Origin of the sequence: Bacillus sp. REN16 (genome assembly GCF_020731355.1) — a bacterium.
GTDB lineage: Bacteria > Bacillota > Bacilli > Bacillales > Bacillaceae_L > Ferdinandcohnia.
The window spans coordinates 1-24,169 of sequence record NZ_JAJFZK010000028.1 but is presented as its reverse complement, the minus strand read 5'-3'; the positions used below and the strand labels follow the sequence as shown (position 1 = coordinate 24,169).

At 37.9% G+C, this 24,169-nt stretch carries 17 protein-coding genes and 4 riboswitches; all 17 genes read right to left on the bottom strand.

Annotated features, from left to right (window positions below):
• Positions 1–348: 348 nt before the first annotated feature.
• The 17 genes from LKW28_RS21375 to LKW28_RS21295 all read right to left on the bottom strand — a co-directional run bounded on the left by LKW28_RS21375 (position 349) and on the right by LKW28_RS21295 (position 22,708).
• Positions 349–1,671: an NCS2 family permease gene (locus LKW28_RS21375; RefSeq protein WP_229142443.1), complete on the bottom strand. Its 1,323-nt coding sequence runs from the start codon at positions 1,669–1,671 to the stop codon at positions 349–351.
• Positions 1,672–1,799: 128 nt separating this feature from the next.
• Positions 1,800–1,902, bottom strand: a riboswitch (purine riboswitch).
• An 86-nt stretch (positions 1,903–1,988) separates the two neighbouring features.
• The gene (gene guaA, locus LKW28_RS21370; protein WP_420708926.1) at positions 1,989–3,575 is read right to left on the bottom strand and encodes a glutamine-hydrolyzing GMP synthase; all 1,587 of its coding nucleotides are present in this window, start codon (positions 3,573–3,575) and stop codon (positions 1,989–1,991) included.
• A gap of 184 nt (positions 3,576–3,759) precedes the next feature.
• Positions 3,760–3,861, bottom strand: a riboswitch (purine riboswitch).
• Positions 3,862–3,894: 33 nt separating this feature from the next.
• Complete coding sequence (locus tag LKW28_RS21365; RefSeq protein ID WP_229142442.1) at positions 3,895–6,072, bottom strand: transglutaminaseTgpA domain-containing protein; 2,178 nt, start codon at positions 6,070–6,072, stop codon at positions 3,895–3,897.
• The gene (locus LKW28_RS21360; protein ID WP_229142445.1) at positions 6,069–7,286 is read right to left on the bottom strand and encodes a DUF58 domain-containing protein; all 1,218 of its coding nucleotides are present in this window, start codon (positions 7,284–7,286) and stop codon (positions 6,069–6,071) included. The genes LKW28_RS21365 and LKW28_RS21360 overlap by 4 nt, the downstream gene beginning before the upstream one ends.
• Positions 7,286–8,248 (bottom strand): AAA family ATPase, encoded by a 963-nt coding sequence (locus tag LKW28_RS21355; protein ID WP_229142441.1) that lies wholly within the window; start codon positions 8,246–8,248, stop codon positions 7,286–7,288. Before LKW28_RS21355 ends, LKW28_RS21360 begins: the two co-directional genes overlap by 1 nt.
• A 178-nt stretch (positions 8,249–8,426) precedes the next feature.
• A complete protein-coding gene (locus LKW28_RS21350) occupies positions 8,427–9,599 on the bottom strand; it encodes a quaternary amine ABC transporter ATP-binding protein (protein ID WP_229142440.1) in 1,173 nt (390 codons plus the stop codon).
• A gap of 2 nt (positions 9,600–9,601) precedes the next feature.
• The gene (locus tag LKW28_RS21345) at positions 9,602–10,462 is read right to left on the bottom strand and encodes an ABC transporter permease (protein ID WP_229142444.1); all 861 of its coding nucleotides are present in this window, start codon (positions 10,460–10,462) and stop codon (positions 9,602–9,604) included.
• Positions 10,463–10,577: 115 nt separating this feature from the next.
• The gene (locus LKW28_RS21340; RefSeq protein ID WP_229142439.1) at positions 10,578–11,588 is read right to left on the bottom strand and encodes an ABC transporter substrate-binding protein; all 1,011 of its coding nucleotides are present in this window, start codon (positions 11,586–11,588) and stop codon (positions 10,578–10,580) included.
• A gap of 621 nt (positions 11,589–12,209) precedes the next feature.
• The gene (locus tag LKW28_RS21335; RefSeq protein ID WP_229142438.1) at positions 12,210–12,578 is read right to left on the bottom strand and encodes a hypothetical protein; all 369 of its coding nucleotides are present in this window, start codon (positions 12,576–12,578) and stop codon (positions 12,210–12,212) included.
• Positions 12,579–13,074: 496 nt separating this feature from the next.
• The gene (locus LKW28_RS21330) at positions 13,075–13,668 is read right to left on the bottom strand and encodes a 50S ribosomal protein L25 (RefSeq protein WP_229142437.1); all 594 of its coding nucleotides are present in this window, start codon (positions 13,666–13,668) and stop codon (positions 13,075–13,077) included.
• Positions 13,669–13,884: 216 nt separating this feature from the next.
• Positions 13,885–14,559, bottom strand: a complete 675-nt coding sequence (locus LKW28_RS21325) for a metal-dependent hydrolase (protein WP_229142436.1) — start codon at positions 14,557–14,559, stop codon at positions 13,885–13,887.
• 210 nt (positions 14,560–14,769) lie between these two features.
• On the bottom strand, positions 14,770–15,495 hold the full coding sequence (locus LKW28_RS21320; protein ID WP_229142435.1) for an ECF transporter S component: 726 nt from the start codon (positions 15,493–15,495) through the stop codon (positions 14,770–14,772).
• Positions 15,477–17,147 (bottom strand): ABC transporter ATP-binding protein, encoded by a 1,671-nt coding sequence (locus tag LKW28_RS21315; protein ID WP_229142434.1) that lies wholly within the window; start codon positions 17,145–17,147, stop codon positions 15,477–15,479. Before LKW28_RS21315 ends, LKW28_RS21320 begins: the two co-directional genes overlap by 19 nt.
• On the bottom strand, positions 17,120–18,016 hold the full coding sequence (locus LKW28_RS21310; RefSeq protein WP_229142433.1) for an energy-coupling factor transporter transmembrane component T: 897 nt from the start codon (positions 18,014–18,016) through the stop codon (positions 17,120–17,122). The genes LKW28_RS21315 and LKW28_RS21310 overlap by 28 nt, the downstream gene beginning before the upstream one ends.
• Before the next feature lie 2 nt (positions 18,017–18,018).
• Entirely contained in the window at positions 18,019–19,299 is a 1,281-nt protein-coding gene (locus LKW28_RS21305; RefSeq protein ID WP_229142432.1) for a DUF4430 domain-containing protein, read from the bottom strand.
• Positions 19,300–19,329: 30 nt separating this feature from the next.
• Positions 19,330–19,989: a cohesin domain-containing protein gene (locus tag LKW28_RS21300; protein ID WP_229142431.1), complete on the bottom strand. Its 660-nt coding sequence runs from the start codon at positions 19,987–19,989 to the stop codon at positions 19,330–19,332.
• 64 nt (positions 19,990–20,053) lie between these two features.
• On the bottom strand, positions 20,054–22,708 hold the full coding sequence (locus LKW28_RS21295) for a DUF4430 domain-containing protein (protein WP_229142430.1): 2,655 nt from the start codon (positions 22,706–22,708) through the stop codon (positions 20,054–20,056).
• A gap of 236 nt (positions 22,709–22,944) precedes the next feature.
• Positions 22,945–23,126: riboswitch (cobalamin riboswitch) on the bottom strand.
• A 187-nt stretch (positions 23,127–23,313) separates the two neighbouring features.
• Positions 23,314–23,509, bottom strand: a riboswitch (cobalamin riboswitch).
• Between the last annotated feature and the right edge of the window lie 660 nt (positions 23,510–24,169).

Below are 24,169 nucleotides of genomic sequence, written 5' to 3'. Positions count from 1 at the left end.
GATTGCTCAATAGTTTTGTTACTTAGAATTAAAACGTTGACGCTTGTATTGTGTTCAGTTTTCAAAGAACTTTTTTTGGTCAGCTGTTCATCAGCGACTTTTATAATATAACATCTTCAAAAGTCTATGTCAACACCCTTTATTTTGTGATTCATTTTTGAAGGGGCTGTGTCAGCGACCTACTTAATATAACAAGTTTATGATATCCCGTCAACCTAATTTGCACTGGAATTTCCGACCAATTCCATTATACAGTCTCAAAATGCGACAAATATTGATAGAAAACGAGTGCAAAGTTCAATAAATAAAAAAAAAGACACCAGATTTTCAATCTGGCATCCTCATTTATTAAGTTAAGAAAATGAAATATAAAATAAAGATGATGAACAAAGCATACATGATTGGGTGAATTTCTTTCGCTTTTCCTTTTACCACCATTGTGATTGGATAAAAGATGAAGCCAATCGCAATACCTGTTGCAATACTATATGTTAAAGGCATTGTTACGATTGTTAAGAATGCTGGTACTGCAATCTCGAATTGTTTCCATTCAATATCACCTATTGTTGCTACCATTAATACCCCAACAATAATTAATGCCGGTGAAGTAACTGCTGCTGTAACTACTCCTAATAAAGGAGAGAAGAATAATGCTAACAAGAATAGTATCGCTGTTACTACTGAAGCAAAACCAGATCTTGCACCAGCTGCAACTCCTGCTGTTGATTCAACAAAAGAAGTAGTTGAGGATGTCCCTAAAATAGCACCGATTACTGTACCGCTCGAATCTGAAACTAACGCTCTTCCTGCACGTGGAAGTTTATTGTTTTTCATAATTCCAGCTTGGTTTGCAACCCCCACTAATGTTCCTGCTGTATCAAAGAAGTCTACAAACATAAATGTAAGAATGACAACCAACATATCTAAAGTGAAGATTTCTCCAAAGTGAGTAAATGCTGCACCGAATGTTGGTGCTAAACTTGGTACAGAACTAACTATCTTATCTGGAGCATCAATTAAATTAAATAACATTCCAATGACAGCTGTGATTACCATACCGATAAAAACTGCACCATTTACTTTACGAACCATTAGAATTACTGTAATCACAACACCGAAAACAGCTAATAATGTGTTTCCGCTTGTTAAATCCCCCAATGCCACTAAAGTAGCTGGATCTGCGGTTACAATTCCTGCATTTTTAAGACCTACGAAAGTGATAAATAATCCAATCCCTGCACCAACCGCTAATTTAAGGTTTTGTGGAATAGCATCGATAATTTTTTCACGAATGCGTGTTAATGTTAGTAAAACTAGAACAATACCTGATACTAATACACCTGATAAAGCAGTTTGCCACGCAATGCCCATTCCTAGTACAACTGAGTAAGCAAAGAAGGCGTTTAGCCCCATTCCCGGAGCTAAGGCTACTGGATACTTCGCAACGACACCCATGATTAACGTACCAAGTGCTGCCGCAAGAGCTGTCGCAACAAACACTGCGTTTGCATCCATTCTTAATGCATCTGGTAAATCTGGTACATCGCTTAATGATAAAATTGATGGGTTAACGAATAAAATATAAGCCATAGATAAAAATGTTGTGATCCCACCAATGATTTCTCGTTTATAAGTAGTTCCAAGCTCATCGAATTGAAAATACTTTTTCATATGATTCCCTCTCCCCTTTGATCCATATCGTCGTAAAACAAATATTAAAAGCGCTCCAGAGTAATATCTGAAGCGCTTGACGTCAAGGTTAACGATAGAAAAGAAGAATCATAGTTAGAAGACCCTCTTCATTATCAGTTATACCTCGTAGTCAAGCTATTTTACGGTAGCTTGGTAGAAACTTTTGGGCCATATTCCCAAGATTATACGACGTATTTCAACAAAATCCTTATTTCGATTTTATTATATGACAATGTACCTAGAGAGTCAACCTAAAAACGAACATTAATTACTTTTTATTTTTAATCGTTCGGGAATTATTCCCATTCAATTGTTGCAGGTGGTTTACTTGTAATATCATACACAACTCTGTTTACATGACTTACTTCATTTACAATTCTTGTTGAAATGACTTCAAGAACGTCCCATGGAATACGAGCCCAGTCAGATGTCATCCCATCAATCGAAGTAACGGCGCGAATTCCAATTGTATGATCGTATGTTCTTGCATCGCCCATTACCCCAACACTGCGGATATCAGGAAGGACTGTGAAGTACTGCCAAATTTCGCGTTCAAGTCCTGCTTTTCTAATTTCTTCTCGTAAAATGTAATCAGATTCACGAACAATCTCGAGTTTATCCTCTGTTATTTCACCTAAAACACGTATGCCTAGTCCAGGCCCTGGGAATGGTTGGCGCCAAACGATTTCATCTGGAATACCTAGTTCTGTTCCTAAAGCACGAACTTCATCCTTAAATAAGGTATTGAGCGGTTCAATTAATTGAAACTGCATATCTTCTGGCAGCCCACCAACATTATGATGTGATTTGATGGTTTGTGCTGTTGCTGTTCCACTTTCAATAATGTCCGTATATAAAGTTCCTTGTGCTAAATAATCGAATCCTTCAAGCTTTGCAGCTTCATCATCAAACACATAGATAAATTCATTACCGATGATTTTACGTTTTTGCTCTGGATCACTTACACCCTTTAGCTTAGATAAAAAGCGATCCTTAGCATCGATTTTTATCACATTCATATGGAAACCTTCACTAAAAGTTTTCATGACACTTTCAGCTTCTCCCTTACGAAGAAGTCCGTGGTCAACGAACATACATGTAAGTTGATCACCGATTGCCTTATGAATTAACACAGCGACAACTGAAGAATCTACACCACCACTAAGCGCGCAGAGAACTTTTTTATCGCCAACAGTTTGACGGATCTTTTCCATTTCGATTTCAATAAAGTTTTCCATGGACCAGCTTTCCGTACTTCCGCAAACTCCGAATACAAAGTTTTTAAGAAGATCGTTTCCATATACAGAGTGACGTACCTCTGGATGGAATTGAACACCATATAAGTTACGTTCTGGATTACTCATTGCTGAAATCGGGCAAGACGGGCTAACCGCATCAATAGTAAAGCCTTCAGGTGTTTCTATAACTAAGTCACCATGACTCATCCATACCACTTGTTCCTTTGGAAGATTTGAAAAAAGAGCAGATTCGTTTTGAACATTAATGGTTGCTTTTCCGTATTCACGGTTATGTGCCTTTTCAACACGGCCACCAAAGTGCTGAGTCATGAGCTGCATACCGTAACAAATTCCTAATACAGGAATGCCTAAGTCAAAAATTTTCTCATCACATCTAAATGAGTTTTCATCATAGACACTATTTGGGCCACCTGATAAAATAATTCCTTTTGGCTGCATTGCTTTAATTTCTTCGACTGTCAAAGTATGCGGGTGAAGCTCACTATATACCCCAAACTCACGAATTCTGCGTGTAATTAATTGATTGTATTGGCTGCCGAAATCTAAAACAACGATCATTTCTTGAACGTTATTCACAAAATCACCTCGTCTTATTTTGTAATATACCCTTCCGAAAATATACATCAAATATGCCTCGGCATATTTGCGCCCAGATTTTTTCGCGCATGCGCGAAAAGTTTCCATTGAAAATCTGCGGCATCCGCCGGAGGCTTTTACTTTATTCAGCCGGGATTCAAACCCGGCTGAATAAAGTAAAAAAACTAGAATCCTACCCCTATAAAAAGGCAGAATTCTAGTTCACGTACACAAATAGAACAGCTGCCTTCATAGTCAAACCATTTACGGTGGTTCGGTAGAAACTTTCGATCCATATTATCGAGGATATACGAAGGATATTTCTATTAAAATTGTGTTTTTATTCTATCAATCAGGTACCTATTGGTCAAGATGATATCTTTTTAATTAAATTTTCCCATAATTCGACTGATTTCACCCATTCGGTATGAGCATTGTCTTTACGGTATAGGGCTCGTTCATAGCTCCGTGTTAATTGTTCCATTTCATGCCCTTTGTAAAAATGATCGACTTGGAGCGAATATTCCCTTAAGGTTTGCCCCTCTTTTCTTGGGAATCCGACACGATCCAATTGTTTTAATAAAGCATGATAAGCCTTAAAATACACATCCTCATCTTTTGCGTTTTTGTACAACCTAATATAAAGATATGGCAGCCATTTTTTTCGTGACTTAAATAAGGTATAAACAATCAAGAAGATGCTTACTAAAATAATCAATACATATTTCCAAGAGAAGGCTTTTGTAATTTTTTCAAAAATGCTGCTGTCCGTGTCTTCAGAAATAGGTGTTGCCACTGCTTCTTCCACTTTTTCTTCCTTAGGGATTTCATCTGGCGCCGTTTGCGGCGTTTGACTATTTCCGCTTCCAGTCATCGTTAAATCATAGGAAAATAGATTTGAATTACTGAATCCTTTTGTTGGCTCAAAGGGAACCCAACCAAACTCCGGAAAATAAACTTCAACCCATGAGTGTGCGTTATTGTTCGTAATTTCATAGGAGTTTAATTCGATTCGCTGTCCTTCTGTATAGCCTTTTACCCATCTAGAAGGAATATCAGCCGCCCGCAATAAAACAACCATTGAGGTTGAAAAATTATCACAATAGCCCATTTTTGTATCAAACAAAAATTGGTCGACATAGTCCTGGTCACCTTCCGGGATGGCTACATCTTGTGTATCATATACAAAACCATTTACCTGGAAGTAATTTTCGACCGCCTTCACTTGATCATAACGGTTCGTTAGTGAGCTGGTGATTTCCGCTGCAAGTTCTTTTACACGTTCAGGCAGGTCAACAGGCAATTGGGTGTACCTCTCTCTAAAAATAGCATCCTGTTCAAGGCTCCCAGGTTCTGTAACCTCTTTTAAATGGTTAATATAATATTTCGGATACTCATAATGAAGAGAATAGCTATCTAATTTTACCTCATCATTGCCTCTGTACGTAGAGACTTTTTCCGATAGCGTGTTGACGCTAAAATGGATATCTGGATCCGCCTCAACTGACGATAATCCTAATGGATAGACGATATGCGAATATTTTAGATCCATCTGAATTTCAGTCTCGAATTCCTCTACCTCTGTTTTTGTCTCATACCAATTCAACGCTGTATTTTCATCGTAAAAGATTTCTTTTTCCGCTTCCCCTGATAATTTCCAGCCTTTCCCGGTGTAGGTATCCTTGGTTTCAACTCGCCAATAATGGCGTTTCTCGGTGTTTGCATTAAATACAACTGTATCGTCGGCAATAAATGGTCCACCAAGGCTTTGGTCATTCGTTCCATAGCCAATTTTCTTTACCCCGTTAATTGAACCATTCGCGTTCTCTTGTCCATACCCCTTTAAAAAAGGAACTGGATCTGGCCATTGAGGCGAAGCCTTCGGTGAGATATAACCAATAAATGCAGAAAACAGAATAAAAATTGCTAAAGGGATCGCCCATTTTTTCCCGATATTTACATGCTTCGAAAGCTCTTTATCCTTTAAACGCTCAAATTGCAAAATTCCAAGCATGAAGAATCCGATTAACACGGTCCGGATAATAGCTGCCTGGGCATTATACGGGCTGAATGTGTCGATCACCGTAATATAAATGATGGTCAACACGAAAAATAAAAGGATTCTTTTTTGATGAGTAAACCAGTAATGAAGTAAATAACTCATTAACCAAAGTAAAATACAAAAGAGAAGCGTCCGGAATATCGGTGTCATTCCCATCCAATTTGCTTGGAGCATGAGTCCGATATTTTTTATAAAATCGGCAGCAAATCCTTTTAGCCATGTAACATTTAAAAAGTCCTGCTTAAAATAAAGCGAATGAACCATATAGAGCATCAGGAAAATTTTAATCAGTGCACCAAGCAAAAACGGCACTCGTAAAAACAGCAAGAGAAAGCATACACCAACAAAAATAACAAACCCGGATGTCTCCTGCGTATCTGTCACAGTATGAAGTGGGCGCAGCCATTCCCACAGCAAAAGAAAGCCAAATATATTCAATAAAAGGTTTCGAATATCACGTTGTGCTGGAATTTTGGGCTTCATGATCTGCTCACCTCATAAAATACATCCGCAAATTGCCCTTCGTAAATGACTTTTGCAAATACATTGTGCTTTCTGATTGCCCCAAGGATACCCATTTCAGCCTGCGTTAGTTGAGTTCCTTTTTCTTTTATCACGAAAATTTGTAAATCTGCGTTTCGCGTTGAAAATCTGCCGGCCAACTGAATTGTGTCCTGGCTTAATTCACTTGTAACAAGCATGAAGGTTACAGGTTGATAGATTTTTTTAATCTCCGATTCTACAATTTGTGAAAAAGGAATGGGGCTATTGTCTTTTACCTTTGCTAGATGATGGTAGATCACTTGTTGTTGGGATTCACCATCTTTTAATGGAAAAATAGCTTGATCTTCCCCGATTGAGATAAATGAAATCTGGGCACCTTTTCTTAAAATGGCTTTAGTAAGTGAGGCTGTAAAAGTGACAACCTGTTCAAAATGAGCGGACTTCGTTCGATCCATGAATAAAATGACATCATGACTTTGTTGCTGCTCAAATTCCTTCGTCATAATATTATTTCGTCTTGCTGATGCCTTCCAATCAATCCACGAAAAACGGTCGCCCGGTGTATAGTCTCTTACACCAATTGCGATCGCAGTATCCCGCTGCAATCTAACGTTGGAAGAAGTCATCCCTTGCTCAAATCGACTCTCAAGCTGTCGATAAACCATATCTACATACTGTGGGTATACTATAAACTGGTCACGTACAGGAGCAATCGTTTCTTTTTCAATCAGTCCGAACAAATCTCCTGTCTTAAAGCGAATTCCTTCTAAAAAATGTTCGCCCCTCGGGATTGCGTTGAATACGTATTTATAGGTTAATTCCCGCTTGAACCACGGAAATAGAATGACCTTAGATTGCTTCGATTGCTCATATTTTTTTAATTGTGCTGGCAGAAGCTCCTCAACAATTACATACATTAATGGAAAAGGAATCTTTCTTCTAATCACGATGGTAGCCTCAAATTTCTCCCCTGCCACATACTCTGTCTGGTTGATGTGACGATTCAGTTTAAAATCCTTTAGCGGATAGATTGATAGTACGAAAGAATATAATCCAAACGGAATGAAACTATAAAATAAAAACCAGCTTACAAACCCGCCCTGGAACATCGCATAAACAAATGTTGCTGCAATGAGAAGAAAGATATTGACGAGCTTTCCCGTTTCTTTTAGCTTTCGAAATAGTCTCCTCATCAACGATTCAACGACCTTTGCACTGGAATCGGTGTTCTTTCAATGATTTTCGCAACTATCCTATCGGTTGTCATTCCTTCAAATCTGGCTTCGGATTTCAAAATAAGCCGGTGCGGAAGAACATATGGAGCAAGGTACTGGATATCGTCCGGAATCACAAAATCCCTTCCGTGAATTAAGGCATATGCCTGAGCCGCCTTCATTAGTGCGATTGAACCACGCGGACTAGCCCCCAAATAGATAGAGTTATGCTCCCTAGTACCTCGAACTAAATCGACGATATATTCTTTAATCGTTTGATCAACATAGACCGCTTTTACTTCCTTTTGAATGTCTACTAACTCCTCAAGGGTAATGACAGCTTCAAGCTTCTCTATCGGTTTAGACTTTTCCGCTCTATTTAAAACCTCGATTTCCTCGCTTATGGACGGGTATCCCATTTTCATTTTTAAAAGAAAACGATCAAGCTGTGCTTCAGGAAGTGGATACGTTCCTTCATATTCTATTGGGTTTTGTGTCGCCATAACAAAGAATGGCTTCGGCAAGGCCCTTGTTACACCGTCAACCGTGATACTGCACTCTTCCATTCCCTCAAGTAAGGCCGATTGTGTCTTCGGAGATGTCCGGTTGATTTCATCCGCAAGTACAATATGACCAATGATTGGCCCCGGTCTAAATTCAAATTGCAGTTCTTTTGGATTATAGATGGACGTTCCAGTTACATCCGACGGCAAAAGGTCTGGCGTAAACTGAATTCGTTTAAAATCTGCACTTACTGATTTTGCTAGGGACCGCACCATCATCGTCTTTCCGACCCCCGGCACGTCCTCTAGTAAAACATGGCCTTCCGCTAATAATGCAACCAAGCTTAATGTGGCCACATCTCTTTTTCCGATCATTACTTTTTCGATATTTTCGATCACTCTTCCTAAAACTGGATGTAACGTATCAAGCTGCGCCATTTTCCGTCCTCCTAAAACCTCGTATCGTCTTACAATATATGTAACTATTATACTATCCGCCCACTAATTATAAAAGCGATTATAGTTGATTCCAATATTCAGCAAGTAGTGATCGTTCAGTTCTAATATAAAAAATGACTCAGATCGTAAAAACAATCTGAGTCATTCTATCTATTGCTTATACTAGACTTGAAAGTACATGAACACGCAGGATGATTCCTGCTAATCGCTGGTTCTCGTCCACAACAGCTAACGGGAACTTTGTTTCTAATGCTTTTGGAATAATGTCTTGAATGTATTCATCCTTTGAAACTGTAAAAATATCATCCCGAATCACATCAGACAGTGTTTTCTTTTCCTTGATTCCATTGATGCAATCGTCAATCGTGACAATTCCCTCTAGACGCCTATTCCTATTAACGACGAACACACTTGAAATTCCATTCTTCTGCATTTCTTTTACTGCCACTTGTAAGCCGTCCTTAAGGGATACCAAAGCGCTTGATTTAATCATGACATGTTCCGCTTGTAAGATTTTTGAACGATCGATATCCTTGATAAATTCGGAAATATAGTCATTCGCAGGTGTCTCAATGATTTCTTCCGGTGTACCGATTTGTTCAACTACTCCGTCCTTCATCACAGCAACTCGATCTCCTAGTTTAAAGGCTTCATTGATATCGTGTGTGATAAAAATAATTGTCTTTTGAAGTTTGTCCTGCAACTCTATGAGCTCAAGCTGCATTTCTCTGCGAATGAGTGGGTCTAATGCGCTAAACGGTTCGTCCATAAGGAGGATATCAGGGTCATTTGCAAGAGCTCGTGCAAGTCCTACGCGCTGCTGCATCCCACCTGAAAGCTCACCTGGATATTTATCCTCGTATCCTTTTAGCCCGACACTTTCAATATTTTTTAAAGCAATGGCTCTTCGTTCATCCTTCGTGACATTTTTAATTTCAAGTCCATATTCCACATTTGCTAAAACCGTTCGGTGACTGAATAAACCAAAGTGTTGAAACACCATCGCAATTTTATCCTGTCTGAATTTCTTCAGCTTGGATGAAGGATAGCGAACAACATCTTCACCATCTACATAGATAGCACCTGCCGTTGGTTTATTTAACAGGTTAAAGCAGCGAATCAAGGTCGACTTTCCACTTCCGGAAAGCCCCATGACCACAAAGATTTCACCTTTTTTAATTTCCATTGAGGCATTGTACACACCAACGGTATGATTGGTTTTTTCCAAAATTTCTTTTTTACTCATTCCTTTTTCGACCATCGGAATGACTGATTTTGGTTTTGGACCAAATATTTTTGAGACGTTCTCTATTTTAATTTTCGTTTCCATATTTATTCAGACCCCCTGTGTTTCTGGAATGAACTTGCTACTCCGGATGTCACACGGTCAATAATGATAGCTAAAAACACGATACTGATACCCGCTTCAAATCCTAGTGCCATATCAATACGGTTAATCGAGATTAGAACCTGTTCACCAAGTCCCTTCGCACCAACCATCGATGCAATAACGACCATCGCAAGTGCCATCATTGTTGTTTGGTTAACCCCCGCCATTATGGTAGGAAGTGCCTGAGGCAATTGAACCTTCGTTAGCATTTGCCATCTTGATGAACCGAATGATTGAGCAGATTCAATCACATCTTTATCGACATTTCGAATCGCTAGCTCAGTCAATCGAATGACAGGTGGCAATGCATAAATTAATGTTGCAAATACAGCTGAAACATTTCCTAGACTGAAGAAGAATATTGCAGGGATTAGATAAACGAAGCTTGGCATTGTCTGCATCGCATCCAAAATTGGCCTCATGACAATGGAAAATCCTTTGCTAAATGCCATCCACACACCAAGCGGTATCCCGATAATAAGGGATATGAGAACGGATGTTATGACAATGGCTATCGTGATCATTAATACATCCCATAAACCAAACGTTCCAATTAAGAAAATAAAGAATGCATATAAAACACCAGAAAGAACTGATTTAAAACGCCATCCTAAAAGGAAAATAATAATTAAGAAGATCCACCATGGAATGAAATTGAGAAATCCGCTTATTCCATTGATTGTTTGAGAGGAGATTAGATGTATGAAATCAAAAAACCCTTCGAATGTTGTATCTAGCCATTTAATAAACTTTTCGACATATTCACCAATAAATTCCCAACGTATTTCTGGAAAACTACCCATAAGCAGGTTACATGATGTAACCATTCACCTCACTTTTATTTACAAAATACATATTTTTCGACAAAATTTCTTAAAAATTGTAGTAGCTGGCAGTTTGCCAACTACTACGTAAGTATTACTCTAATGATTTTTTAACCTTTTTAGCGATGTCTTCTGAAACCCATGAAGTCCAAATATCTTCATGCTGCTTCATCCACCACTCGGCAGCCTCATCAGCTGATGCCTCATTCTCATTCATATATTTAAGAGCCTCTTCTGTTAAGTCATTACTCGTTTTATAATTTTTTAGAAACTCCACAACCTCTGGTGCTTGTTCAACCATGTCCTTGTGAACGGCTACGACAACATCATTTGGCGGGAATGCCGTTCCAAAGTCTTTGTTCCATTGTTCCTCGTTATATTCTGGTTCTTCTAAAAGAGTAAGATCGTATTTCGCAGTTACCCATGTAGGCGACCAGTAATATCCAACCCAACCTTCTCCTTTTTCATATGCATCAACAAGAGTTGCAACTGCACTTGAATCTGAACCAGGGCTAATATAGTTAAACGTATCTCCCAAACCATAAGTATCAACCTTAGCTGACATTGTTTCTCCAACAGCCCATCCAGTAGGTGCACCAACGATAAGGCCCTTGCTTGAATCTTCTGGATCCGGGAATACTTCAGGGTATTTCTTCAAGTCCTCAACCGTTTTTAAATCTGGTGCTAACGGTTCAATTCCTCTTTCCTTGTCCCCTTCAATCACATAAGTCGGAACATATAACCCTTGGCTATTATCATCAAAGTTTGTAGAGACAGTTTCGATATCCCCAGCATCTGTCATTTCTTGATATAGCTCTTTTACATTGTCAGTCCACACTTCCATATACACATTTATGTCACCTTGACGTAAGCCTTCAAGTGTTGCAGCAGTTGATCCCGCTGTAACATCTGTTTGATAACCATATCCTTCCTCAAGGATTCTTTGCGCAATACTGTTATGGAAGCGAATGCTGTCCCATCCGGCATCTGCTAACACAATTTTATCTAATTTTTTCGGTTCTCCATCACCTGAAGACCCTTCACTACTACATCCAACTAAGGCTAGTACTAAAATAGTCAGTAATGTAAATAACTTTCTTTTCATAAATAATTTCTCCCCTTTTTCTTTTTATTTGATAGTAAACGCATGCATTTACTATGGTTATTAAAATAACTCTTTAAAAGAATGAATAGTCATTCATTTTTTTAATTCTTCAAATTCCTGCTTTTAACATCACAACCGTATAGATGATTTTTTTTTAGAATAATAGAAAGGTTACAATTCATTTGTTAGTCAGACGAAAAATGCAGAAGGGATGATTAGGCTACATTTTTCAGATATTTGAGGATACGGCTTTTGTACTATTGATCTTGGAGGGAATAGATATTTGTTTGTTTAATAGCGGTAAAACTCAGGGTTACATTTAAAAGTATAGAGGAATAATAAAATGAGGACAAACCTGATAATCTAGCATATCTCAGGATAAATTAGCATATTTCATGATTTCTACCCCTCAGATGGGAAAAGTGTTTTATCCTTCAAAGATACTCCCATATCCTCTCAGATCCTCCAAATATGGTGGAATTTTCAGTTTTTTCACCAAAATACGCTATATGTAGTATTTGAGTAGTACTTTTATCCTCCCTACAAAATGTGACACGTTTCAACGACAAAAAGACTACCTCCTTATAATCAGGAAGTAGTCTCTTATTTAGAACAATCACTTTATTTCCGTTTTAAATACTTTTCATTAATCACAAGCACTTTCCCATCCTTAGCCGGCTTGTATTTACGAAACTTGAATTTATTTTTTTCAATTATGTTATTCCCGATCATATATAACGGTAGGATAATGATCAAATTAATTACCATTTGCAGCAAAAGATTTAATTCCCGCTCAAAAATGTATATCGTAAATACCGCATGAAATGCAAACGAAACCATTAATACAATGAGCACATTACAAATATGAAAAGGGATCACACTCTGTTTTTCACGAAACATCCGCTCAAGCTCAAGCTTGAAAAAAAGTGTAATAAACACTGAAATCCCTATTACAATAAGGGTTACGATATATGTAAAAAACGCGTCCATTTTTCTCAATCCCCCGCACTCACAAACCTCATAATTTTTCTGTCCCAAAGTTTTGATTACGTATCCTCATTGTAACACATCCTATATAAAAGAGGTCCTTAACAATCTGTATCCAACGAGGAGGATTTTATTATGGAAAATGAAAAAGCAGACCGATTACGCATACAGCTGAAGGAGGCCTTACAACCCATTATTGACCGGTTAGATCGGTTGGAAAATATGTTACATGAAGTAATAAATTGTAAGAGTTAAGCCGAAAATAGAAAAACCTCAGCTTTCTTCATTAAAGAAGAGGTCTGAGGTTTTTTCCAATGAAACTCCCATATAAATGTTTTTGGGAAGCATTAAAAAGTAATTTTTTCTACAAAAGTATTGCTATCAATATTCGTTTTGTTTACACTTATAAACGGCAAAACACTAAAGTGTTATGTGTCGAGGTTTTTGGGTCTGTCTTATAGTCCTATTCTCAACTTACCAGGTTAGATTGCTAGGATTATCAGACACCCGAAACTTCAACTTCACTTTCTTCCTCTTCATTTCGAACTCTCGCATAGTCGATCATTACGATCGTTTCGTCATCTTCATGGTTAATCGTACAGTTACTATACTCTTCTTTAATATCTGCGATTCGAACGGAATGGCCAATTTCAAATTCAGTGATGTTAATTTCAATATTGTCAGGGAGATCATTTGCTTTTGCCGTTAGATCCAATTCATGAAGAAATTGATTAACAACCCCTCCAACTTTCTCTCCATTCGAAGTTCCCTTTAGAATAACACTCACTTTTGTATCAATTTCAGTATCCTTGTCCACTTGAAGAAAATCTACATGAAGAATCTCTTTCGTTACAGCGTTAGTTTGGTAATCTCTTAAAATCACATTTTTTGAACTTCCATTAAGATTTAACGGGAAAATACCATTTCGACCAACACCCTTAATTACATTTCTTAAATCAGCGCTGTTAATCAAAATAGACTCTGTCTCAATAGTCCTTCCATAAACAACCGCAGGGATTTTCCCTTCACTTCTAAACCTTTTTAAATCAGATTTTTTGACGGTTTTTCTTTCTTCAGCTATTAGCGTACTCATTTTGCTTCCACCTTTCGTAAAATAGTAATCTCTTAGACATTAGTTTTTATAGAAAAAATAATCTAAGAAATATTAGAATTACTTATACTTCTAGTATATCTAATCTATCATTTTATTTCATCTAATAGGCTTACTTACCAGTAATGAACTCTTTGGCTACCCTTCAAGTTACAAAAAAATAAACCATCTTCCTGTGAAGGAGATGGTCTGTCCCGGTTAAATACGAATTCGAAATACTTTTCCGGTAAGGGGATTTAGAAACTTTACTCCCTTTTTCGTTAGCATATCTCCCAATATGTGCGAAAGGTAAGCGATCGTTGAGGTAAAAGCCAAACCATCCACTTTGGTGCTAACTTCTAATAGATGTGACATATACCACCAATATATCAAAGCCCAAATCGTATGCGTCGGCCCTCGGTGCGCAAACCACCCTGCTCCCCCTATGTATAAAGCGAACATAACCAACCACCACAGCTCATTCTTTGCTGCATAGTATAGAAGGAATAAACTTAAGATACTCATTAAAATATTCTTTAACGTTTCCTGGCTCTTCAAGGAAAATCCAACTAAAACTGCACCCGCCCCAAAGAGTAGAAGTTTATTTTGTTGAGTAAACCATTTTTCATCCACAAAAGGAAATAAGTGTAAACCCAAAAAGAATGTAACCAATGACAAGACCATTATTGCCCCACCGACAAATACTCCACTTTTTTTAATTTGTTTAGCTGTCTTCGTTACACGTTTATTTAATAGATTATTTCCATCTAAATCGGGAGCAAGTGAAGCCACACCTGATGCAGCTAAAATGACAGGCATCATTTCAGGTGGTTGACTAACAGACGCCACTACTCCTATTCCTAACCCTATTGTTAAATGCGTTCGACCTTTCATGTTGCCACCTCTTTGTTGTTAATTCTCCCATACTACCAGAGATTATCACGAACCGTCATTCAGTTTATCACATTCTTTCGAAAAAAGACTCCAATGTTTCTCTGTTATAAAATGGCCTACCATTCCCTTACCACTCATTAATAGTATTTGCATTCTAAAAAAGGCTCTCCAACGTTCCAAGAACTGGTTGAGGAGCCTTTAGATTTAAAGTTATCTCGGTTCAATTAATCCATACTTTTTCTTAACCCGATCAATTTTTTCGATCATCGTATCAGATATAAGCAGTAAAAATAGAACAGTGGCTACTGCATGCCCTAAATCAAATGGAATGCCGGATAAATATGTTGCAATTAAAGCATTCATCGTTGGATTCGCTGACCACATCAGTAAAGAACCTAGATTAATAATGCCTCCATAAATAAAAAAGGTTACTAAACCGCCAAAAATACAGAGCGGGATTTTCCTTTTAGATAAAAGCCCTTTCTTATACAAGATTCCCGCTATAAATCCAATGACACCAAAACAGAACATTTGCCATGGCGTCCACGGTCCCTGTCCAAAGAAAAAATTAGAAACAAAACCCGTCATGACACCGACTAGAAAACCACTTTCGGCTCCTAATGTTATACCGGCGATGATTACAATTGCCACCACTGGTTTAAATTGAGGAACCATAAAAAATGCTGCTCTTCCAGCTACAGCAATTGCGCAAAGCACTGCAATTACAATTAATTCTCGTGCCTGCGGTTTTCTTTTTTCAAAAACCATCGCAAAGGGAAGCATTGAATATGTAATAATTAATAGACTAATTACATAGTATTTTCGATCATTCAAAAGATAGATTCCAGCAGCAATCGTAAGCGGAATCACAAATAAAATTAGAAAAGAAGCAAAAAGCGTTCTCCTATTTAATTTTGTCATACGGTTTGATGACATGATTTAATCACATCCTCATTTGTTATCGCACGGGTAAACCGATGACGGGCTATCCGATTGGCCGCGGTTGTATAGAAACTATTCCCTCCAAAAAATGTTCTCGGATCTCCTTCCGAAACAATCTTTCCATTGAAACAAAGTGCACAAATATCTGCATATTTTGCGCAAAATTCTATATCATGGGAAACCATCAGGATTGGCACACCTTTTCCTAGCAATTGCTTCAATATATTTGCAAACTTATCTTTAAAACAATTATCAAGTCCCTTTGTAGGCTCATCCAAAAGAAGAATTTTAGGCTCAAGTAATAGTATTTTCGCTAAGGCAGCCCTTTGTTGTTCACCACCGCTTAAATCATACGGATGATAGGGTAACAAATGTGTGATTTCCAATAGATTTGCTACAACCCCCAATTTCTGTTCCTTTACATTTTGTTTTAACTTAAATCCCTTCAACACATCCAGCAAATCAAGTTCAACCGATTTTTTAACAAAAATGGATTGAGGATTTTGTGGAAGCAATCCAAGATTATGATCAAACAATTCCTTATTATTTAATTTTCGAATCGGCTTTCCATTTAGTAAGACCGTCCCCCGATAAGCCTTATTAATACCGGTAATAATGGATAGCAATGTCGATTTCCCTGTACCATTTCCGCCCATCACGGCAGTTAACTTTCCAGTTGGAATCTTTAAGTTTACCCCAGCTAATACATCAGCTCCGAATCTCTCATATCTAAAGTACAGATTACGAATCTCAAGAACCGTTTCGTCATTCGGTATCGGGTGATCCACTTGCTCGTTCCTTTTTGTTATTTTCCTATTCTCTAAGAATTTATCAAGAAGCTTTCTCCCATCCCTTACTGTGATAGGGAATTCTTCTATATAGTTTAAACTAGCAAAAATTTGCATGGCACTTGGTAGAAGCTTTATTAATTCATGGTTCATCTCATTCAATAAAAGACCGACATTGATGGGGCTATCATGAACAAGAACCCTCCCCTCCTCCATCACAACAACCTGATCTGACATTGGAAATACCTCTTCTAAACGATGTTCAGTTAAGATTACGGTGATCCCTAGTTCCCTGTTAATTTTTCTAAGTGTCTCCAAAAAATCAGAGGCTGCAATTGGATCTAGCTGTGAGGTTGGTTCGTCTAATATCAGTACCTGGGGCTGCATCGCCATTATAGATGCTAGATTTAGCAATTGCTTTTGCCCACCCGAAAGCTCAGTAACATCTTTCATAAACCAGCTCTGAATACCAAAAAAACTAGCCATTTCGGCAACTCTAAGCCGAATTATTTGATTCTCAACACCTAAGCTTTCTAATCCAAATGCTAGCTCGTGCCATACCTTATCTGTCACAATTTGATTATCGGGACTTTGTGATACAAAGCCAATTTGTTCTACTTCAGCGCGCGCAGATAGTTCATCGATGGGCTTTCCCATATAAAAAATTCTTCCGTCCCTTTCTCCATGAGGAGTTAGCACGTTTTTCAAATGCCTGAGCAGCGTCGACTTTCCACAACCCGATTTACCACAGATTACAGTGAAATCGCCTTGGTTAATTTGAAGGTTTACGTGATGGAGAGCTTTTTCATCCTTTTCCGGATAGGAAAAACTTAGGTGTTCGATTGAATAGATTTCCATTTCATATCCTCCGTTATGTTCAGTATCATTGGCGTACACAAGAAAATGGTATAGGCACTATATACAATCAAATGAAAATATGAGTACGGTTGAATCATGATGGATGGAAAGAACGTAATCACAGTCACTCTCTGATAAATTCCAAGGCAAATGAATACCGTACAAATAATAAAAACCAGAAGTAACCTCTTATCTCTCGAATCAAATTGATAGATTGAAAACGCCGTTCTACCCTTTAAACCATATCCTCTTGATTTCATTGAATCCGCGGTTTCAATTGCATTTTCCAAAGCCCAGGTGATAAGAATGGATAATATCGTTAAACCATTTCTTACTCTCATAAGGATATTTCCGGAGGAGACATCTCTTCCTATACATTTTTGAGCATTCGAAATTTCTTTAATTTGAGCTTTAAATCTTGGAACAAACCGCAGAACCATTGATAATATAAGGGATAAGGCGGGAATTATTCTTCCAAATAGATAAATAAACTTATCCGAGGTCATCACGGCATTGTAACAGGAAAACCAAATAATAACTGTAATGAGCATGCCCCCGACTGCCACTCCATATACAATAGATTCAAGTGTTATCGGATTTCCATTATCGAGATAAAAAAGAATGGTCACACCCGCATGGCTAAACATTGGATTAATGGCAGAAGCAAGCAGCAGCGTCGGCAGCATTGCAAAGACGATAAATCTAACCGATTTATATCCATTTAAATAGATGGAATACGTAACCGCGATACATAAAGAGATTGGCAAGAGCACAGGATGTAAAAAAAACATCGCAAACACAATAACAAGCGTAAAATAATAAAAGTTTACAAGTGGATGACATGTAGAAAAAGTATCTTTCACCTTCACGTTTAGTTTTCCACTCCTTCTACATAGCCACCAACATCCCGACCTAAGTCACACGTATATACCCATTCAATTACATCGCCATTTTTGAGTAAATAGCGGCTACTTCCGTAATTCGGAAACCAGCCATTCACCTTGTACATCCACCCTGAGAGCTCACCACAATCAAATTCATAGATATTATTGATCCCTTCAATGTAGGCACTATTATAGATTGGGTAAAACTCCATCTCCATATGTATTTTTGAGGCTCTCGTCTCACGTTTTAACACATCGAAGACACTTTCCCCCTCATTAAAGACAACTGTTCTGGTCTGCATAATCACACCATCTTTAGGAAGAACCGAAAGCTTATCCGGATTAAACTTATCTAAATTATTTAGAATCGTGTCACTACGGATAGATAACGTTGCTGTATATTGCTTTCCTTTATCAATCGTCGCATTTTCCGGCTCCACAGGCTTTGGTTTTCCTTCCGGAACTGGATCAGTTAAGTACTCGTCCTGTTGGTTTGCCTTAGGTGCACTAGATTTGGAGGAATCTCCCTTTGAGTTATTTTTCGATTTATTTCCGCCTGCTGACAAATACTCATCTTGCTTTTGATTGGTATTTTGTTTATTTGGTTTGGCCGTTTCCGTGGTGGTAGCAGTTTCAGAATTCGAATTCACTTCAGAATTGGTGGTGTCTTCAGGATTAGCAGTTGCCTCCGCGCTACTTTCCTCTGTCCCCCCCACAATATAGAAAAGTCCCTTATATTCCTTTGGTGTAAATGTAATAATCGCATTAGGCGAATTCTCAACCGCTGCTGCTGAAATTAATTTTACACTGTCACTGGATTCCTCATATTGATAGATTTCAACATTGGCCGCATCCCAAGGTGCACTTAAATAGACAGATAAGGACGGATTTCCAGACACTTTTTGATTTGATACAAAGCTAAATTCCTGCACATATTCTTTTCCAAGCTGGTCTTTTATTTCTTTCGTTTTAGCATTAGAAAATGTGATGAGCAGATTCTCATCCTTAGGTTGTTCAATTAAATTTCCAAAAAACAACCATTGGTACGTGATATTATTGTGATTGCCATTAAAAATGCCAATGTCGCCGGTATCCTTTATATTTTCAAAGACCTTTTGCTGAATAATCCCGTCACTAGGAATTTGATTGGTCCTTTGATTGGTCTCTTTGCTACAGCCAAATAAAAGTAATCCCATCATAAGAATACAAAGGATAACAATCCATTTACATGAGCTTTGTTTTTGAAGAGTACCCCACTTTTCCTTCAAACGATATCTCCCCCTTCTCACTCGCTTCGATCATTTTACGACTATTTTGGCAGGGTATGATTTAAGTGTATGGTTACTAGTAGCCAAACTGCTTCTTGATACATCATTGTCTGCTGTAGCGATCACAGCATCCTTGATCGTAATATTATAAATTTCACCGCTTATTACACTATCTCGAAGCTTAAACGTTAGACGAAGCAAAATATTTTTATCCTTTTTATCGAAGCCTTCTTTCACATACGCATGTCCTCCACCAGTTATATCAAGGTACATCGTATTAATCAGCCCAGTTTGATTAGAAACTTCCGGGTCACTTTTCCAAATAGGGATATTATAGATTTCCTTCTCTTTATTTGAGTTGTCAATGGTCATCATCGTTCCTTGCTTCACTCCGATAAACTCCAGCTTGTTGTGATTAAACTGAACCGAAAGGCTAGAAGCCGGAAAAGTATTATCTGGAAGATCGGAAAGTAAAACGTTAATATCGATTTCATTTCGATTGGAAGACTCTACCGGTTCAGGAGTAACAAGTGTAATTGATGGTGCAAAGAGCTCTTTTAAAACATCTTTACTATTTATATAGAAATAAATAACGGCCAAAATAAGTAACACAATTAGGATAATGCCTACAATCCGGGTAGACTTCTTTTTCAAAAACTCATTTTCTCTTAATCGTTTTAAAAAGGTCACAAATATACCACCCCTTTAGAGGGAATAGGGACCATTCGAATTTTGGAATCACCCCTATCCTCGATTATTTTCCTATTACTGCAAACTCACTTTGTGAAACATAGTTTTCCATAATGGCGAGAGCATCAAAAGTGTTGATTCTTGAATCAGACGTTACGTTCATTCGTAGAATCTTTTCATCGCTACTCACACTTATTTTTCTGAGCCAAGCAGAGATGACATCTAGGGCATCCTGTGCATTAATGACACCGTTCCCATCGATTTCTCCAAATATAATCGTTTTTGCCTTGCCCGCCAGAAAACTGTAGTTGTCAGTATTTAATAGATCAGAATCCTTTTCATTACTATTTGTCATCAATACATACGTCTCCGCGCCGCGCTTGGCTGTCATTTCGGGCGAATAAAATAAGTCTGTTCCTTTATATTGCACCTTTATTCCAGGTTGGACTTCAGTGATCGTTACTGCAATCGCCTGTTTACTTGCTGGAATCAAGTCAATATCGTCCCCGACATATAGCTTTCTTATATTTAGTGATACTTCTGTAAATTCAATGGTCCCAATTGCATTTGAACTATCAAAAACAAATGCAGATTGATTAGAAGTTTCCTTTAAGCTTATTCCTCCAACAGAAATAGCAGCATCTGATGAAGATTTCAAATCAATATCACTCTTTACCTTTAATTTTAAGGTGAATAAATCTGCTGGAAACTTCTCCCCCGTCAATTTGATGGTGCTTAAGTTTGTATTCGTATAAACAAAGCGAACTTTCTTATCGGAAGCATCATAATTCCAAGCAAGGGAACCACCTTGCACACGTTCTGAAATTACTACATCTTCGACACTTAGTTCATCAGGGATATTGATAACACCGTCCATTAACTTATAGTCACCGTTTGGAAATGCCCCTGTTTTTACAATAGCGTTAAATGCTGTTCCCGCTTTATTTAATACATGTTCTGGAAGATCAATTGTAATCTGTGCATCAATCTTTCCGGGCTGTTCAATAGGTTTTTCACCCGACTCTTCCTCATTGTTAAAAGCATCTGTCATATTGTAAAGACTGTTCTTCCCTTTTACAAAACGATCATAAGCAACTAACGCATAAGTGCCTTGATCTGTAGCCATTCCATCCCTATTTCCTGATGCGATATGTTTAAAGCCTCCGCCCTCAACATAAAAAGTGAGTAATGCAGAAACTAAATTACCCCTACTTTTTACAAAGCGACTGTCCGTAGCTGGGTCAATACCTAAAGCAGTGAGTGCAACAATTGCTTGAGCTATACTTTCACTAGTAGTGGAGCCAAATGCCGTATACCCTCCAGTATCCTTCTGTAAAGAAGACAGAGTTGTTACTGCCCGATCAACGGCGGCAGCAACAGCTGATTGCGAGCGATACGGGGCAAGTGCCTGAAGAGCCATAGCTGTAATGTCAGGGTCAGGTGTTGACCCGGCCAAAGCAAATCCTCCCGCTTCTGCTGTTCCTTTTTTAATTTCTTTGGATAAGATAAAATCAATATATCGCTGACGTGTAGCCTGTTTGGCTGGATCAGTTGACTTTGGCAATTCATAATTATTTGTATCCAAAGCAATTAATCCAAAAATCGCACCATTGATTCCTTGCCATATTGTTTGGTCATAGTCAGCTAAATTGGTTAAGAGATTATAGCCACCTACGTCGGTACTTTCTTTTCCAATTGCACTTAGCGCCAGGACCAATCTCGAATACTCCGTATATTTTCTTGTATCTAATACTCCTTCAACAGACTGTACCTTTGAAACAACGCGATCATAATAATTAGAAAAATAGTTTTCCGGAACCGGATAGCCGGCTCTTGCTAATGCAAGAATTGTCCATTCACCACTGAGCATACCGAATTGGGGTTCACTTACATTCGAAACCATCCAGGCCAAGCTCGTATTGAGCTGTGCGCTAACATCAATACTGCTTGCAGGTGGTGAAGTAGCAGTTAAAGCCGTATTTAATGCTGACAGCGATTGATCTATCTGTTCTTGTGTAACTGTAAGATTAATTAATGCCGCATTGGCATCATTATATGCTTTAAGAACATCTGGCTTTGCCAGAAGCTCTGCTTTGTTGGCTGTACTATTTATTTCAGCAACCTCATTAAGAAGATCACTTCTATCGGCCCCTACATAAAGTGGCGACATTCCCCACTCCGTGTTATCCTGACCTAAATCAGCACCATAACCCGTAAGTGTAAATTGCCATCTGGATACCTCTCCATCTTTCGGCAATTTTGCACCAGCACCCACATTAGGAAACTCGTTATTAACCGAATACATCCACCCCGACATAAAATTAAAATCAAATTCCTCAAGATAATCTGGGTCAGCCATCCCAAAATCAATAATCCCTGAGTTTGTCATCCCCAATTCGTCCAACAGGATTTGTGGAACTTGGATATCTAGAGGTCTATTAAGCTTAACGCCCGACAAATAAAACATATCTTGTGCCCCACTGCTTCGATAGTTGGCTGCACCTAAAAATCGATTTGTCACATCCGCATACGTTTCCCCATCATAAAAAGGAACTTTTAAAGGTTCATATAGAAACCCTGCCCCTAATGTATTCGCATCAACAGACATAGTTATGTAGCCCGCCGGTCCCTCTGAATCTGCTGCCACTGACGCATTTGGAATAGAAACGAATGAAATAATGATGCTAAAAACAAGAAATACATGTAAAGCTTTCTTCATCATTTTGCTTCCCCTTTTCCCATTTTTTAAATTGATTTTCCTCAACCTCCCAAGCATTTTGCTAAGCAACTACAAGTTCGGAAACTTTTCATCAATAAAAAAAGATTCTTGCAATCGCAAGAATCGTTCGTTATCAAAAATGACACACCTAAAGTCCAATATGCAATAGATTGAATGAGATGGTAACTACATTCAATTCATTCACAAATTTTGATAACAAACTTTCCTCACCGAAAGACTTGTAACACCCATATGGCAGGTCTCCTGACTTAAAGCTTCAAGCCTATTCCATTCCGTCTTCCCAGTTTCCCAGTGACTTTGCGAATGTTTCGTAGCTTTTACAGTAGAAGTGAGCTGTTTTGGATTTTCACCAAATTCCCTCTTATTGCAAAATGCAACCATATGTGCTTCCAACTAAACTATTTTTCCTTCATTGAAATATATATTCACCACCTCCCTATGAAACTATTTGTTTATAAAAATAAAAAACACCTTTCCACTGGAATAAAAGAAAGGTGTTTTTACAATGTCATATTTCTATCTTGGCTCATATAAAAATAGAAATTATGTAAAATTTTATCTTTCTCCTATCCCATCATCCGTGAGTAAATAGAGCTATTCATTGCAGGTATCCTGGCTTAGCATCATTGCAAAACTACCTCCTTCCCATCGTCATCAACAGTGGATCTGATAGCTTGCTCCGCATTTCAGTGGCGGGACCGCGTTGGAATTTCACCAACTTCCCTCTTAGCTTTTAAAAATAAAATCATTTTTAAAAGAACAATGAATCAAAATATATGAAATTAGTTCCATAATAGTATATATCCTCAAGCGAATCAATATGAATTAAATTATAAACATACTCACCTTATTTAACCTGTTTAAGGGATGCGGGGACAAGTTCCGTGCCCAACAATATAGTAGGCTACTAAATTAATAGTATAACAGTTGCACTTTTCTTCCCTCTCTTCCCCATAAATCCGTTCAAACAAACGATTGATTGAATGAGCCATTTCAGGGTATCGCTGGGATAAACCATTAAACAAACATTTGTTTGAAATCGATGTTTTTAAAAAAGGCCCGATTAGTACAGATTACGATTAATCGGGTCTTTGATTTTCTATTATAATAGTTTGTTTCAAGCAAAAAAGTCCATCTACTTATGTTAGATTTAATTAAAATGGAAGTTATGCCCACTCTAACGTGTGTAATCTTTGGTATTCCAAAGGGTAAGGTTATTATACCATAATTCGTGTGTAATCTATACCTTAAATTGTTCCCTGATTTCAGAGGTTTTAGACGTTACGAATTATTTTAGGTGATATTAAAACACACGCTTTTTGTATTAATTGTTTCAAGTAAAATAGTAGCCTTTATCAGTTTAAATATTTCGTACCGAAGGCAAAGTAAATTAATGCTGAAACAATAATAATACCTGAAAAGAATAATGTTTTATTGAGC